The sequence below is a fragment of the Streptomyces laculatispora genome (assembly GCF_017353455.1).
In the GTDB taxonomy this organism is placed as follows: domain Bacteria; phylum Actinomycetota; class Actinomycetes; order Streptomycetales; family Streptomycetaceae; genus Streptomyces; species Streptomyces laculatispora.
The window spans coordinates 1-13,724 of record NZ_JAFMPZ010000528.1 but is presented as its reverse complement, the minus strand read 5'-3'; the positions used below and the strand labels follow the sequence as shown (position 1 = coordinate 13,724).

15 protein-coding genes are annotated in these 13,724 nt (G+C 70.8%); 8 read left to right on the top strand and 7 right to left on the bottom strand.

Annotation, left to right across the window (positions count from 1 at the left end; genetic code table 11):
* Positions 1–1,210, top strand: a 1,210-nt coding sequence (paaN, locus tag J1C73_RS27980) for a phenylacetic acid degradation protein PaaN (RefSeq protein ID WP_207318820.1), incomplete at its 5' end; no start/stop codon positions are given.
* A 92-nt stretch (positions 1,211–1,302) separates the two neighbouring features.
* Here the strand turns inward: paaN and J1C73_RS27975 are convergent.
* The 3 genes from J1C73_RS27975 to J1C73_RS27965 are packed head-to-tail and all read right to left on the bottom strand — an operon-like array spanning position 1,303 to position 4,186.
* Positions 1,303–2,034, bottom strand: coding sequence for a TrmH family RNA methyltransferase (locus J1C73_RS27975; protein ID WP_207318819.1), 732 nt, complete (start codon positions 2,032–2,034; stop codon positions 1,303–1,305).
* Positions 2,031–3,323, bottom strand: coding sequence for an HTTM domain-containing protein (locus J1C73_RS27970; protein ID WP_207318818.1), 1,293 nt, complete (start codon positions 3,321–3,323; stop codon positions 2,031–2,033). Before J1C73_RS27970 ends, J1C73_RS27975 begins: the two co-directional genes overlap by 4 nt.
* The gene (locus tag J1C73_RS27965) at positions 3,320–4,186 is read right to left on the bottom strand and encodes a DUF5819 family protein (protein WP_207318817.1); all 867 of its coding nucleotides are present in this window, start codon (positions 4,184–4,186) and stop codon (positions 3,320–3,322) included. The genes J1C73_RS27970 and J1C73_RS27965 overlap by 4 nt, the downstream gene beginning before the upstream one ends.
* 114 nt (positions 4,187–4,300) lie before the next feature.
* Here J1C73_RS27965 and paaA point away from each other — a divergent pair, with 114 nt between their 5' ends.
* The 6 genes from paaA to J1C73_RS27935 all read left to right on the top strand — a co-directional run bounded on the left by paaA (position 4,301) and on the right by J1C73_RS27935 (position 9,162).
* Entirely contained in the window at positions 4,301–5,305 is a 1,005-nt protein-coding gene (gene paaA / locus J1C73_RS27960; protein ID WP_207318816.1) for a 1,2-phenylacetyl-CoA epoxidase subunit PaaA, read from the top strand.
* Positions 5,302–5,592: a 1,2-phenylacetyl-CoA epoxidase subunit PaaB gene (gene paaB, locus J1C73_RS27955; protein WP_123460401.1), complete on the top strand. Its 291-nt coding sequence runs from the start codon at positions 5,302–5,304 to the stop codon at positions 5,590–5,592. The genes paaA and paaB overlap by 4 nt, the downstream gene beginning before the upstream one ends.
* Positions 5,589–6,290 (top strand): 1,2-phenylacetyl-CoA epoxidase subunit PaaC, encoded by a 702-nt coding sequence (paaC, locus tag J1C73_RS27950; RefSeq protein WP_123460402.1) that lies wholly within the window; start codon positions 5,589–5,591, stop codon positions 6,288–6,290. The genes paaB and paaC overlap by 4 nt, the downstream gene beginning before the upstream one ends.
* Entirely contained in the window at positions 6,284–6,790 is a 507-nt protein-coding gene (gene paaD, locus J1C73_RS27945; protein WP_124284514.1) for a 1,2-phenylacetyl-CoA epoxidase subunit PaaD, read from the top strand. The genes paaC and paaD overlap by 7 nt, the downstream gene beginning before the upstream one ends.
* Positions 6,791–7,849 carry a 2Fe-2S iron-sulfur cluster-binding protein gene (locus J1C73_RS27940; protein WP_207318815.1) on the top strand — a complete coding sequence of 353 codons (1,059 nt, stop codon included), beginning with the start codon at positions 6,791–6,793 and terminating at the stop codon, positions 7,847–7,849. It begins immediately after the preceding gene.
* A 137-nt stretch (positions 7,850–7,986) separates the two neighbouring features.
* Positions 7,987–9,162, top strand: a complete 1,176-nt coding sequence (locus J1C73_RS27935; protein WP_207318814.1) for an acyl-CoA dehydrogenase family protein — start codon at positions 7,987–7,989, stop codon at positions 9,160–9,162.
* Positions 9,163–9,299: 137 nt separating this feature from the next.
* Here J1C73_RS27935 and J1C73_RS27930 read toward each other — a convergent pair whose 3' ends face one another.
* From J1C73_RS27930 to J1C73_RS27915, 4 genes are all read right to left on the bottom strand, one after another.
* Entirely contained in the window at positions 9,300–9,644 is a 345-nt protein-coding gene (locus tag J1C73_RS27930) for a rhodanese-like domain-containing protein (RefSeq protein WP_123460406.1), read from the bottom strand.
* Positions 9,645–9,690: 46 nt separating this feature from the next.
* A complete protein-coding gene (locus J1C73_RS27925) occupies positions 9,691–10,722 on the bottom strand; it encodes a J domain-containing protein (protein ID WP_207318813.1) in 1,032 nt (343 codons plus the stop codon).
* A gap of 58 nt (positions 10,723–10,780) precedes the next feature.
* The gene (locus J1C73_RS27920) at positions 10,781–12,232 is read right to left on the bottom strand and encodes a DUF2252 domain-containing protein (protein WP_207318812.1); all 1,452 of its coding nucleotides are present in this window, start codon (positions 12,230–12,232) and stop codon (positions 10,781–10,783) included.
* 207 nt (positions 12,233–12,439) lie between these two features.
* On the bottom strand, positions 12,440–12,787 hold the full coding sequence (locus J1C73_RS27915; protein WP_123460408.1) for a winged helix-turn-helix transcriptional regulator: 348 nt from the start codon (positions 12,785–12,787) through the stop codon (positions 12,440–12,442).
* 146 nt (positions 12,788–12,933) lie between these two features.
* On the opposite strand from J1C73_RS27915, the gene J1C73_RS27910 reads away from it, so the two are divergent.
* Positions 12,934–13,545: an FMN-dependent NADH-azoreductase gene (locus tag J1C73_RS27910; RefSeq protein ID WP_207318811.1), complete on the top strand. Its 612-nt coding sequence runs from the start codon at positions 12,934–12,936 to the stop codon at positions 13,543–13,545.
* Positions 13,546–13,724: the final 179 nt, after the last annotated feature.

Sequence of the window (13,724 nt, the reverse complement as noted above, 5' to 3'; positions counted from 1 at the left end):
CGGCCTGGAGGCGGTGGCGTACGCGTACGAGGAGCAGACCCGCGCTCCGCGGACCGCGGACTGGTCCAAGCCCCAGGGCAAGCGCGACCCGATCGAGCTGCACAAGACGTTCACCGCGGCGGGCCGCGGCATCTCCCTGCTGATCGGCTGCAACACCTTCCCCACGTGGAACGGCTATCCGGGCCTCTTCGCCTCGCTCGCCACCGGCAATCCCGTCCTGGTCAAGCCGCATCCCCGTGCGGTGCTTCCGCTGGCCCTCACCGTTCAGCTGGCGCGCGAGGTGCTCACCGAGGCGGGCTTCGACCCCAACCTGGTCGCCCTGGCCGCCGAGCGGCCGGGCGAGGGCATCGCCAAGTCCCTGGCACTCCGCCCCGAGATCAGGATCATCGACTACACCGGATCCACGGCGTTCGGTGACTGGCTGGAGGCCAACGCCCTTCAGGCCCAGGTCTATACGGAGAAGGCCGGGGTCAACACGATCGTCCTCGACTCCACCGACGACTACCGCGGCATGCTCTCCAACCTGGCGTTCTCGCTCTCCCTCTACAGCGGCCAGATGTGCACCACCCCGCAGAACCTGCTGATTCCCCGCAACGGCATCACGACGGACATCGGCGAGAAGACGTACGAGGACGTGGTCGGCGACATCGCCGCAGCGGTCACCGGACTCCTGGGTGACGACGCACGGGCCAACGCCCTGCTCGGCGCCCTGGTCAACCCGGAGGTGCGGGCCCGCCTGGAGGCGGCCGCGAAGCTCGGCGACGTCGCCCTGCCCTCAAGGGAAGTGGCCAACCCCGACTTCCCGGACGCGGTGGTCCGTACGCCACTGATCGTCAAGCTGGACGGCGCGAAGCCCGACGACGACTCCCCCTACCTGTCGGAGTGCTTCGGCCCGGTCTCGTTCGCGGTCGCGGTCGACTCGACGGCGGACGCCGTGGCACTGCTGCGCCGCACGATCCGCGAGAAGGGCGCGATGACGGTGGGCGCGTACACCACATCGCCCGAGGTGGAGGGCGCGCTGGTGGACGTCTGCCTGGACGAGTCGGCCCAGCTCTCGCTGAATCTGACGAGCGGGGTGTACGTGAACCAGACGGCGGCGTTCTCCGACTTCCATGGCTCGGGCGGCAACCCGGCGGCCAACGCGGCCCTGTGCGACGGAGCTTTCGTGTCCAACCGCTTCCGCACCCTGGAAGTCCGCCGCCAGCGCTGACAGCGCCCTCCGTCCGCCCCCGTCCGGCATGTGCGGACCGGGGCGGACCGGAGCCGAACGGGGGCCCGGAGACGGAGCCCCCGGGTACGGGCCTAGACGCCCGCCCCGGGAATGTCCGCATGGCGCTGCACCCACGCGTGCATGGCAATCGCCGCCGCCGCCCCCGCGTTGATCGACCGCGTGGACCCGAACTGCGCGATCGAGCACACCATCGACGCGTGCTTACGGGCCTCCTCGGTCAGTCCGGGCCCCTCCTGCCCGAACAGCAGCACACAGCGCCGCGGCAGCTCGGTCCGCTCCAGCGGCACCGCGCCCGGCAGATTGTCGATGCCGATGATCGGCAGCCCCTCGGCCTCCGCCCAGGCGGTCAGATCCGTGGTGTCGGGGTGGTGGCGGACATGCTGGTAGCGGTCGGTGACCATCGCCCCGCGACGGTTCCAGCGCCGCCGCCCCACGATGTGGATCTCCTTGGCGAGGAACGCGTTCGCAGTGCGCACCACCGAGCCGATATTGAAGTCGTGGCCCCAGTTCTCCACCGCCACGTGGAAGTCGTGCCGCCGCAGATCCAGATCGGCGACGATCGCCTCCCGGGTCCAGTACCGGTACGCGTCGCCCACATTGCGCCGGTCGCCGTGGGCGAGCAGCTCGGGGTCGTAGCGCTCGCCCACGGGCCAGGGCAGCGGGTGCGGCCCGACGCCGATCTCCGCCCCGAACCCGTCGTCGTACTGAGCCGGCTCGTCCACCACGGGCGGCTCGGCCGTCGCGGACTCATCGGTCGACGGAATGCTGCTGGTACTGCCGGTGCTCCCGGTCTCGCTGCTCACCCGACGAGCGTATGGCCCCCGCCGCCGCTGTGCTGCGGTGCCTCCCGGTCCTCGGCTCCGTCCCGGGTGCCCGGGACCTTGCCGCGCGGCCGGAACAACAGCTCGCGCCCGAGCGCCGCCCGGCTCCCCAGCCACACCAGGAAGACGGTCGGCAGGAAGACGGCGTCCGCGGCGATCATGGCCATCGAGAAGAAGGGCAGCCCCAGCAGCAGGGCGATACCGGCGTGCTCGCCGATCATCACGACGAGCAGGACGTTCTTGACCCGCCGGTTGAACAGGGTGAACGGGAACGCGACCTGCACGATGACCGTGGCGTACGTCAGCACCATCACCATCACCCCGCTTGAGGCGAGGATGTCGGAGAGGCCGGGCCACGGCGTGAAGTAGTGGAGCTTGAGCGGGTAGTACAGCGCCGTGCCGTCCTGCCATCTCGAACCCTGGATCTTGTACCAGCCCGCGGTGGAGTAGATCAGGCAGACCTCGGCCATGATCACGACGAGGGTGGCGTTGTGGGCGAGGTTGGCGATGATGTCGAGCAGGGTGCGCGACTCGCTGTGCGGCGCGTACCGGTTCACGGCCCACCACGCACCGTGGCCGGTCCACAGAACCCAGAACAGCACCGGCAGCCAGACGGTTCCGCCCAGGCTGTCCGTCACCGTGGCCCCGAGCAGAACGGCGCCGAACGCCACCCACAGCAGCGGACCGGCCACGTCCCCACGCACCGGACGTCCCCCGCCGGCCTTCCCGGGGGCCTCCCCGCCGCCTACCGGCTCCCCGCCACCGTCCGCGGCCCGGACCGCCTGTGCTCCGCGCGCGGCGCGCCGGGCGTCCAGCGACCAGACCTGCCCGCACCGGGTCAGCACCAGGTAGATCGCCATCAGGTGGAGGACGTTGTCGCCGCCGTCGCCCATGAAGATGCTGCGGTTCTGCAGCGAGAGGACTCCGGCCATGAACAGGACGGACACGGCGCGGGTGTGCCAGCCCACCAGCAGCAACACCGCGGCGAGGATCGCCAGCGCGTACACGATCTCGAACCAGACGGTGCTGTCCGACCACATGAGTGTGGTGAAGGCCTGGTTGTTCGATATCAGCTGCTCCGCCATGTCCCAGCGCCACGGGGCGTCCGGGCCGTACATCTCGTGCCGGTGCGGCAGCTCCCGCAGCAGGAACAGCAGGTACGTGGCGGAGAAGCCGATCCGGATGACGGCGCTCTGGTACCGGCCGAGGGACGAGGCGGTGATGCGCTGGATACCGCGGGCGAGCCAGCGGTCGGGGCCGGGCGTGCTCACTGGTCCGTCTCCTTCGGGTCCGCCGCACCCTCGGGGAGGTCGGCTGCGGTGACGGTCCACCAGGGCAGCACCCGGTAGGACGGTTTCGTGCTGATCTTCTCGTTGCTCCACGCAGGCGCCGCGACGGACCGCACCTCGGAGCGGACCTGGATCCGTTCGACGGTGCCGCCGTAGTCGTGTTCACCGAGGCGCAGCATGACTATGCGGCGGATGTACTGCTCGGAGAGGGTGCCGCGCAGCCCGTTGGCCCGGTTCTGGCTGTCGTGGGACCCGAGGTAGAAGTCCCAGCCCCGGCGGAGCTCGTTCTGCTGGACGTGGCTGGGCAGCGGATTGCCGCGTATCGCCTTGCCGTCCTCGCCCGAGAGGTTCATCCAGGGGGTGGTACGACGGCCGTCGGCACCGGCTATCTCAGCACGTACGTGCACGGCGATGTTCTGCTGCAGCGGATTTGGGGCGAAGAGCTTCCAGTTCTGCTCGAACTCGGGATAGATCCATTCGTCGACCCCCTTGCCGTGCTGCTTGGTCAGCGTGTTGGAGGGGGCGACATGCAGAAACACCATCGCCAGCTGAGTGCAGGTGATCAGCCCGATCACCGCCAGCGCCACAGCGGCGGCGACCTGGTACGGAAACGACAGCGCCGCGATCCCCGTACGGGACTCCGACCCGACACGGGGCTCGGGCTCCGGACCGGGCTCGGGCTCCGTCTCGGGCTCCGGACCAGGCTCCGGACCGGGATCGGGATCGGGATCGGTACGAGGTTCAGGCTCGGCACGCGGTTCAGGAACCGTTGGAACCCTCCCTGAATCGGGCCCGGCAACGCGCCCGTCCCCACCGCCGACGCCCCTGTCGTCGTACGAATCCATCCCGCCCCGATCCCCGTCGATCCCGGTCAGTTATCCACAGGGTTGACACCCTACGGGCCGCAGACTCACCATTGAAGACATTGAACCGAACGATCGGTCGGTAGGGAGTCCGGGATGGCGGCAGTGACTGCGGGCCAGACAGCGCAGGCGACAGCGGGCAGTACGGATGGGGCGGACGGGGCCCTGGCGGCGGCTTTCGACGCCGCGGTGGCGGCCGACGAGCGCATCGAGCCGCGTGACTGGATGCCTGACGCCTACCGCGCCTCGCTGGTCAGGCAAATGGCCCAGCACGCCCACTCCGAAATCATCGGCATGCAGCCCGAGGCCAACTGGATCACGCGAGCGCCCTCGCTGCGCCGCAAGGCGATCCTGATCGCGAAGGTGCAGGACGAGGCGGGACACGGTCTCTATCTGTACAGCGCCGCAGAGACCCTCGGCACCGGCCGCGAGGAGCTGCTCGACAAGCTCCACGCGGGCCGTCAGCGGTATTCGTCGATCTTCAATTACCCCACCCTGACCTGGGCGGACGTGGGCGCGATCGGCTGGCTCGTGGACGGCGCCGCGATCACCAACCAGGTGCCTCTGTGCCGCTGCTCCTACGGCCCCTATGCCCGCGCGATGGTCCGTGTCTGCAAGGAGGAGTCCTTCCACCAGCGGCAGGGCTACGAACTGCTGCTGGCCCTCAGCGGCGGCACGGCCGCACAGCACGAGATGGCCCAGGACGCGGTGAACCGCTGGTGGTGGCCGTCCCTGATGATGTTCGGCCCGCCGGACGACGCCTCGTCGCACTCCGCCCAGTCGATGGTCTGGAAGATCAAGCGGCATTCCAACGACGAGCTGCGGCAGCGCTTCGTCGACATCTGCGTCCCGCAGGCAGAGGTACTGGGGCTCACCCTCCCCGACCCTGACCTCCGGTGGAACGAGGAGCGCGGTCAGCACGATTTCGGGGCCATCGACTGGACGGAGTTCCAGGAGGTCCTGAAGGGCAACGGCCCGTGCAACGAGGAGCGCCTCACGCAGCGCCGCCGGGCACACGAGGAAGGCGCCTGGGTACGCGACGCCGCCGCGGCATACGCACAGAAGCAGACAGTTGTACCGAACGGGGAGGCGACAGCATGAGCAGTTCGACCGACTGGCCACTGTGGGAGGTATTCGTGCGCTCGCGGCGTGGCCTCTCCCACACCCACGCCGGCAGCCTGCACGCCCCGGACGCCGAGATGGCCCTGCGCAACGCACGCGATCTGTACACGCGCCGGTCCGAAGGGGTCTCCATCTGGGTGGTGCCGTCCAACCGGATCACGGCGTCCTCGCCTGACGAGAAGGACACGTTCTTCGAGCCGGCCGGCGACAAGCCCTACCGGCACCCGACGTTCTACAAGATCCCGGACGGGGTGAAGCACCTGTGACCGCGGCCCTCGCCCTCGGCGACGACGCGCTGGTGCTCTCGCACCGGCTGGGGGAGTGGGCGGGCCACGCCCCCGTACTGGAGGAGGAAGTGGCCCTCGCCAACATCGCCCTGGACCTGCTGGGCCAGGCCCGCCTGCTGCTCTCCCTGGCCGGGGACGAGGACGAGCTGGCGTATCTGCGCGAGGAGCGCGCCTTCCGCAACGTCCAGCTGGTCGAGCAGCCGAACGGCGACTTCGCCCACACCATCGCCCGTCAGCTCTACTTCTCCGTCCACCAGCACGGACTGTACGAGCAGCTGGCGGCCGGTGACGGCGAGTTCGCCGGGATCGCGGCCAAGGCCGTCAAGGAGGTCGCCTATCACCGTGACCACGCCGAGCAGTGGACGCTGCGCCTCGGTGACGGAACGGCGGAGAGCCACGACCGGATGCAGCGCGCGGTGGACGCGCTGTGGCGTTTCACCGGTGAGCTGTTCCAGCCCGTCGAAGGCGTGGAGGTGGACTGGAAGGCCCTGCGGAGCGACTGGCTGGCATCCGTCACCGACGTACTGGAACGGGCCACGCTGACGGTACCGGCCGGGCCGCAGTCCGGTGCCTGGACGGCCGGAGCGGGCCGTCAGGGCATCCACACGGAGCCTTTCGGCCGGATGATCGCCGAGATGCAGCATCTGCACCGCAGCCACCCGGGGGCGTCATGGTGACCTGGACGGCGCTGGAGGAGGAGCTGCGCCACCTCGCGGGCTCCGTCCCCGACCCGGAGCTGCCCGTGCTGACCCTTGAGGAGCTGGGTGTGCTCCGGGGCGTGGAGGTGCTCGCACCGGGCCGCGTCAAGGTCCGGCTCACCCCCACCTACACCGGCTGCCCCGCGTTGGAGACCATGTCCACGGACATCGAGCGCGTGCTGCTCGACCACGGCATGACAGAGGTCTCCGTGGTCACCGTCCTCGCCCCGGCCTGGTCCACGGACGACATCAGCGCGGAAGGCCGGCGCAAGCTCACGGAGTTCGGCATAGCGCCCCCTCGGTCGCGTGATGCGGCCTCCCCCGCCGCCGGACCCGTGCCGCTCGCCCTGTCGGTGCGCTGCCCGCACTGCGGCTCCACCGACACGGAGCTGCTGAGCCGGTTCTCGTCCACTGCCTGCAAGGCGCTGCGCAGGTGTGTGACATGCCGCGAGCCCTTTGATCACTTCAAGGAGTTGTAGATGTTCCATCCGCTCCGGGTCAGCGCGATCGAACGGCTCACGGACGATTCGGTGGCCGTCGAGTTCGCCGTGCCGCCGGAACTGCGCGAGACGTTCCGCCACAAGCCCGGCCAGCACCTCAATGTCCGCTACACCGTCGCCGGTGAGGAGGTGCGCCGCTCGTACTCGATCTGCGCACCGGCCACCGAGCAGCCGGCCGATCCTGCGCTACGGGTGGGCATCCGGCTCGTCGACGGCGGCGCGTTCTCCACGTACGCGCTCAAGGAGCTCGCTGTCGGCGATCAGGTCGAGGCGATGCCTCCGATGGGCCGCTTCGTGCTCACGCCGCGCGCCGGGCAGTTCGCGGCGGTCGTCGGCGGCAGCGGGATCACCCCAGTGCTGTCCATCGCGGCGACGCTGCTGGCCCGGGAGCCCGACGCCTCGTTCTGCCTGATCCGCAGCGACCGGACCGCTGCGTCGACGATGTTCCTGGACGAGGTCGCCGACCTCAAGGACCGCTATCCGGACCGGTTCCAGCTGGTCACCGCGCTCTCCCGGGAGGAGCAGCAGGCCGGCCTCCCCTCGGGCCGGCTGGACCGCGAGCGGCTCACCGGTCTGCTGCCCGCGCTGCTGCCGGTGGCCGAGGTGGACGGCTGGTATCTGTGCGGTCCGCTCGGTCTGGTCCGGGCAGCCGAGGACGCGCTGCACGGTCTGGGCGTCGAGCGGACCCGTATCCACCAGGAGATCTTCCACGTCGACGACGGGCCGGGCACGGCTGTCCGGCCCCGGATCGAGGCCCCGGTCGGCAGCATGCTCACGGCGACCCTGGACGGCCGCTCGGGCAAGTGGCCGGTGCAGGACGGCGAATCGCTGCTGGAGACGGTGCTCCGCAGCCGCTCGGACGCGCCGTACGCCTGCAAGGGGGGCGTGTGCGGGACCTGCCGGGCCTTCCTGGTCTCCGGCGAGGTCCGGATGGACCGCAACTTCGCGCTCGAACCGGAGGAGACGGGGGCGGGCTATGTGCTGGCCTGCCAGTCCCATCCGGTGACCGGGGAGGTGGAGCTCGACTTCGACCGGTGACCGTTGCGCCCACCGCACCGCAGTTCGCCCGTCACCGCGCACTGCACCGCACCTGTTCCCTTCTTGTAGAACCTGTTCTATCTTGACGCTCCGTCAGGTCCGGGTACGGGCGCAGCGGTTCGCGGGAGGCCAGGACAGTGGACTTCACCTTCACCGAGGAACAGCAGGCAGCCGCAGAGGCGGCACGAGCGGTCTTCTCGGGCGTCGAGCCCGACGCGGTTCCCAGCCCCGCACTCGTACCGGGTGCGGTGGCCGAGGACATCGACAGGCCGCTGTGGGCCGGTCTCGCCGCCGGGGATCTGCTGAGCCTGACGCTGTCGCCCGAGCACGGCGGGGCCGGCCTCGACCTGATCGCGCTCTGCCTGGTGCTGCGCGAGTCCGCGAAGGTCCTTGCGCGGGTCCCTCTGCTGGAGACGTGCGCGGTCGCGATGACGCTCCAGCGCTACGGGGACCAGGAGCTGGCCGCCGAGCTGCTGCCCGACGTCGGCCGCGGTGAGCTGGTCCTCACCGTCGGAGCCAATGGGCGCACCGGCCACGATCCGGCCGAACTCGCCGTCACGGCCCGCCCGGCCGGCGACGGGCGCGAGGCCGGCCGGGACGCCGGTGACGGCTCCGAGGCTGTCTGGGTACTCGACGGTGTGCAGTCGGCCGTGCCGTGGGCGCAGGCCGCGAACTGGATCGCGGTGCCCGCCCACACGGGGGACGGCCGGGCCGTTCTGGCCCTGATCCGCCGTGGCCACGACGGCGTCACCATCGCCGAGCAGGTCTCCACCAGCGGTGAACTGTTCGGCGAGGTACGGCTGGACGCGGTACGGATCGCCCGCCGCGAGCTGATCGACGCCGCCGGGGCCTGGGAATGGCTGCACGCGCTGCTCACCACCGGAACCTGCGCACTCGCGCTGGGCCTGGGTGAGGCCGTCCTGGCCATGACGAGCCAGTACACCGGAAAGCGCGAGCAGTTCGGCTTCCCCGTGGCGACCTTCCAGTCCGTCGCCGTGCAGGCCGCGGACCGCTACATCGATCTGCGGGCCATGGAGGTGACCCTCTGGCAGGCGGCCTGGCGCATCGCCACCGGCGGGAGTGGCACGCTGCCCCCTGCGGGCGATGTAGCCGTGGCGAAGATCTGGGCATCCGACGGGGTCCGCCGGGTCGTGCAGACGGCACAGCACCTGCACGGCGGCTTCGGCGCGGACACCGACTACCCCCTGCACCGCTTCCACGCCTGGGCGAAGCAGATCGAGCTCTCCCTCGGCCCGGCCGCGGCCCACGAGGAGGCACTGGGCGACCTGCTGGCCGCGCACTCCCTCGACTGAACTCGACTGAACGCACCGGCGCCGAGGAGCCCGGACAAGGCCCGGGTCAAGAGACGCCCTGGCCGGGGGCCGGACAACGCCCCCGGCCAGAAGAAAGCGGGCAGGGGCCGGGGAGGCCCCGCCCGAAGAAGCCCCGGTCAGACGACGAAGGCCGGGTTGCCGCTGTCGGTGACCATCGGGCGCCCGGCACCGTCCCAGGCGAGCATTCCGCCGTCGATGTTCACGGCGTCGATGCCCTGCTGCACCAGGTACTGGGTGACCTGGGCGGACCGGCCGCCGACCCGGCACATCACATGCACGCGCCGGCCGTCCTGGGCGGCCTCGGTCAGCTCACCGAAGCGGCCCACGAAGTCACTCATCGGAATGTGCAGGGCACCGTCGACGTGCCCGGCCGCCCATTCGTCGTCCTCCCGTACGTCCAGCACGAAGCCGTCCGCCGGCACCGCCGCGACATCGACCGTGGGAAGCGGGCCGAAATTCATGGGTCATGCCTTCTCTCGTCAATACGCTCCGAAGTCACCGGAAACGCTACTGCACCAGACCTGCCAGTTCAGCCTCGCGCTGCGACACCTCGCCCAGCAGCTGATCGGCGATCTCCTCGAGCAGGTGATCCGGATCGTCCGGGGCCATCCGCAGCATGGCGCCGATCGCACTCTGCTCCAGCTCCTGGGCCAGCACCGTCAGCAGTTCCTTGCGCTGGGTCAGCCAGTTCAGCCGGGCGTAGAGCTCGTCGGCCTCGCCGAGCTCCGCCTCCGGGACAGCCGGCCCGGCCGCCCACTCCTGGGCCAGCTCCTTGAGCAGTGCCTCGTCCCCACGCCCGTATGCGGCGTTGACGCGGGTGATGAACTCGTCCCGGCGGGCCCGCTCCTCCTCGTCCTGGGCCAGATCCGGGTGGGCCTTGCGCGCAAGCTCGCGGTACAGCTTGCGGGCCTCCTCGGTCGGCCGGACCCGCTTCGGCGGCCGGACGGGCTGCTCGGTCAGCATCGCGCTCGCCTCGGGGGACAGCCCGTCGGAGTCCATCCAGTCGTGGAACAGCTCGTCGATACCCGGCATGGGCATCACGATCGCCCGCGCCTCCTGCGCCTTGCGCAGATCCTCGGGATCGCCGGTCCTCGCGGCCCGTGCCTCCGCGATCTGCGCGTCGAGCTCGTCGAGACGCGCGTACATCGGGCCAAGCCGCTGGTGGTGCAGCCGGGAGAAGTTCTCCACCTCGACCCGGAAGGTCTCCACCGCGATCTCGAACTCGATCAGGGCCTGCTCGGCCACCCGCACAGCGTGCGCGAGCCGCGCCTCGGGCCGCGCCTGCCCGGCAGTTCCGCCCCCGGCACCGTCAGCGGTTCCGGCGGCCTCGGCCTCGCCGGGCGCCGCGGTACCGGGCTCCGCGGCGCCGGCCTCTCCAGTACCGGGCTCCGCGGCGCCGGCGCCGGCGGCCGGGGCTCCGGCGGGAGCGGCCTCCGCGTGCGCGTCGGCCGGGCGGCCGGGCTGCTCGTGCTGCCGGTCGTCGTCCTGCCGGTCATCGTCGTTCCGGGTGGTCGGCACCCCGGCGGCTTCGTGGGTCACCCGTCCAGCGTATGGCCACGGCCCATGCCCCGGGGACGCGCGGTCGGCGGAACGGGCGTCACACCCCCGGCTCGGCGGCTATCCGGCCCGCGCCGATCGCCTGCACGAGCTCGGCATGATCCGCCTCAGTACGGTCCGCGTAGGTCACCGCGAACGCCGCCATCGCCTCGTCCAGCTCGTCGTTCTTGCCGCAGTAGCCCGCGATCAGCCTCGGATCGGCGCTGTGCGCGTGAGCGCGGGCCAGCAGCGCGCCGGTCATCCGGCCGTAGTCGTCGACCTCGCCGGCCGCCAGGGCCGCCGGGTCGACGCTGCCCTTGCGGTTCCTGAACTGCCTCACCTGGAAGGGCCGCCCGTCCACGGTCGCCCAGCCCAGCAGGATGTCGCTGACGACCTGCATCCGCTTCTGCCCCAGCACCACCCGGCGCCCCTCGTGCACCACCTCCGGCACCTCGAATCCCACGGCGGGCAGATGGGGCGCCAGCACCGAGGGCCTGGCCTCCTTCACCTGCAGCACCAGCGGCTCACCCCGGTGATCCAGCAGCAGCACCACATACGACCGGGTGCCCACACTCCCCGTGCCGACCACCCGGAACGCCACATCGTGAATCGCATACCGGGCGAGCAGCGGGACCCGGTCCTGCGAGACGGTGCACAGATAGTCGCCGAGCCCCGCCGCCACGGACGCGGCCTCCTCGTCCGGCACCCGGCGCAGCACCGGCGGTGCGTCGATGAATCGGCGTCCGCCGTCCTCGGAGCCCTCCGTGGACTTCGCGGCGAAGCGGGCGCTGGTGTTGTTGCGGGCCTTCTCCGAGACCCGCTCCAGCGTGCCGAGCAGATCCCGCGCGTCCGTGTGCGAGACGAGTTCCTCGTCGGCGATGGCATTCCAGGCGTCGAGCGCCGGCAGCTTGGCCAGCAGCCGCATCGTCCGCCGGTAGGCGCCCACCGTGTCGTACGCACCCCTGCGACAGGTCTCCTCGTCCGCGCCCACCTCGCGGCCTGCGAGCACCAGCGAGGTGGCAAGGCGCTTGAGATCCCACTCCCAGGGGCCGGTCACCGTCTCGTCGAAGTCGTTCAGGTCGATGACCAGGCTGCCCCGCGCATCGCCGTACAGCCCGAAGTTGGCCGCGTGGGCGTCCCCGCAGAGCTGGGCGCCCACCCCGGTGACGGGGGTGCCCACCAGATCGTGGGCCATCAGCCCGGCCGAACCCCGGAGAAAGGCGAACGGGGTGGCAGCCATCCTCCCCACCCGGATCGGCGTGAGCGCGGGCACCCGGCCCCGGTTCGACTCCTCGGCCGCCCGCACCGCATCGGGCCGGTCCGCAGGCAGGACCAGCGAGGCGTGCGAGGACCGGGGCACACGCTCACGCAGCGCCTTGCCCGCATCTCTCGGCGATTGCGGGCCGCCCCGGTCCATCGGGTGAGCGCGGCGGGCGAACCCGGGCACCACCGGAATGCGCGGATCATCCGTCACGGCCCGCCGCACCGGCACGGTCGCTTCGATCTCACCCATGGCGCACAGCTCCCCCGACCTCGCCCGAAGCCGCCGTCCGGCCCCCCGGTCCAACATCAACTCCCGACGACGGTACCGCCGTTCACCGACGTCCGTCTGCCCCTGTGGATGACCGGCCGGACCGCCTGTGGACAACTCCAGCACCTGCTCCCCAGCGCCCGCTCCGCCGGTCCCCGTACACAGCAGCCCGTCGGCCGGCAGCGGCCGTCAACAGCCGCCGTCGCCGTCCTTCAGATGCTTCTCCGCCCAGCGCCCCAGCTCCTTGAGCGCGGGCTCCATCGCGGCACCGGCCTGCGTCAGGCGGTACGAAACCCTGAGCGGCGGCCCCTCGTCGACCTCCCGGACCACCAGGCCCGCTGTCCCCAGTTCGGACAGCCGGTCCGAGAGCATGCGCTCGCTGATGCCCGGAATCGCCCGCCGCAGATCGGCGAAGTGCACGGGCTGCTGAAGCAGCACGGAGACGATCGGCCCCGTCCAGCGCTTGCCGAACAGCTCGAAGACGCGAGTGATGCTCACGTCGACCCGCCGGCACGCCTGCTCGCTGTGATCCGCCATACGCCCAGGGTACTGCGCCGCCGTGAGGGACTTACGATTCGTAAGTCCCTATGTTATTAATAGGTACGCACGAAAACTTGGGCCGCCTCACCGGCCCACCACCCCACCGAACCCCGCCACGCCACCGACACCCCGTGGAGACCCCCATGGCCACATTGCTGCACCTCGACTCCGCCGTATTCCCCCAGGGCTCCGCGTCGCGCGAGGTCACCGCCGCATTCGTGCGGGCCTGGAGCGAGCAGCACCCCGACGGGCAGGTCGTCTACCGCGATCTCGCCGCCGACCCGCTGCCGCACCTGGACGCCGCGGCTGTCGCCGCCGGCGCCGAACACCCACTGCGTGGCGAACTCGCCGCCGAGCTGGCCGCTGCGGACGCGGTCCTGATCGGTGCGCCGATGTACAACTTCACGATTCCGTCGACGCTGAAAGCATGGCTGGACCACGTGATCATCGTCGGCCACAACGCCGGGCCCGACAGCCCGGTGGCCGGCACCCCGATCACGGTCGTCGCCAGTCGCGGCGGTTCCTACGCCGCCGGCACCCCGCGTGCGGGGGCCGAGTTCGTCCAGAACTATCTGGCGACGCTGCTGACGTCCATGTTCGCCGCCGAGGTCGACTTCATCGTCCCGGAGCTGACCCTGGCCCACAGCAAGCCGGAGATGGCCGAGCTCATCCCGCTCGCCGAGACCTCCCGCGCCAAGGCGCTCACCGACGCCGCGGAGAAGGCCAAGAGCCTCGCGTCCCGGCTCGCCGCCTGAGACAAACCGAGATACCTGAGACGTCCGAGACGCCTGAGACAACCGAGACGTCCAAGACACCCGAACAAGACACCCGAAACGTCCGAGACGTACGGGAGCCGCGACCCGAGCCGTGCGGCCATGGCGCATGCGACAAGGAAGGCCGGAGTCCACGGACCCCGGCCTTCCTTGTCGCATGC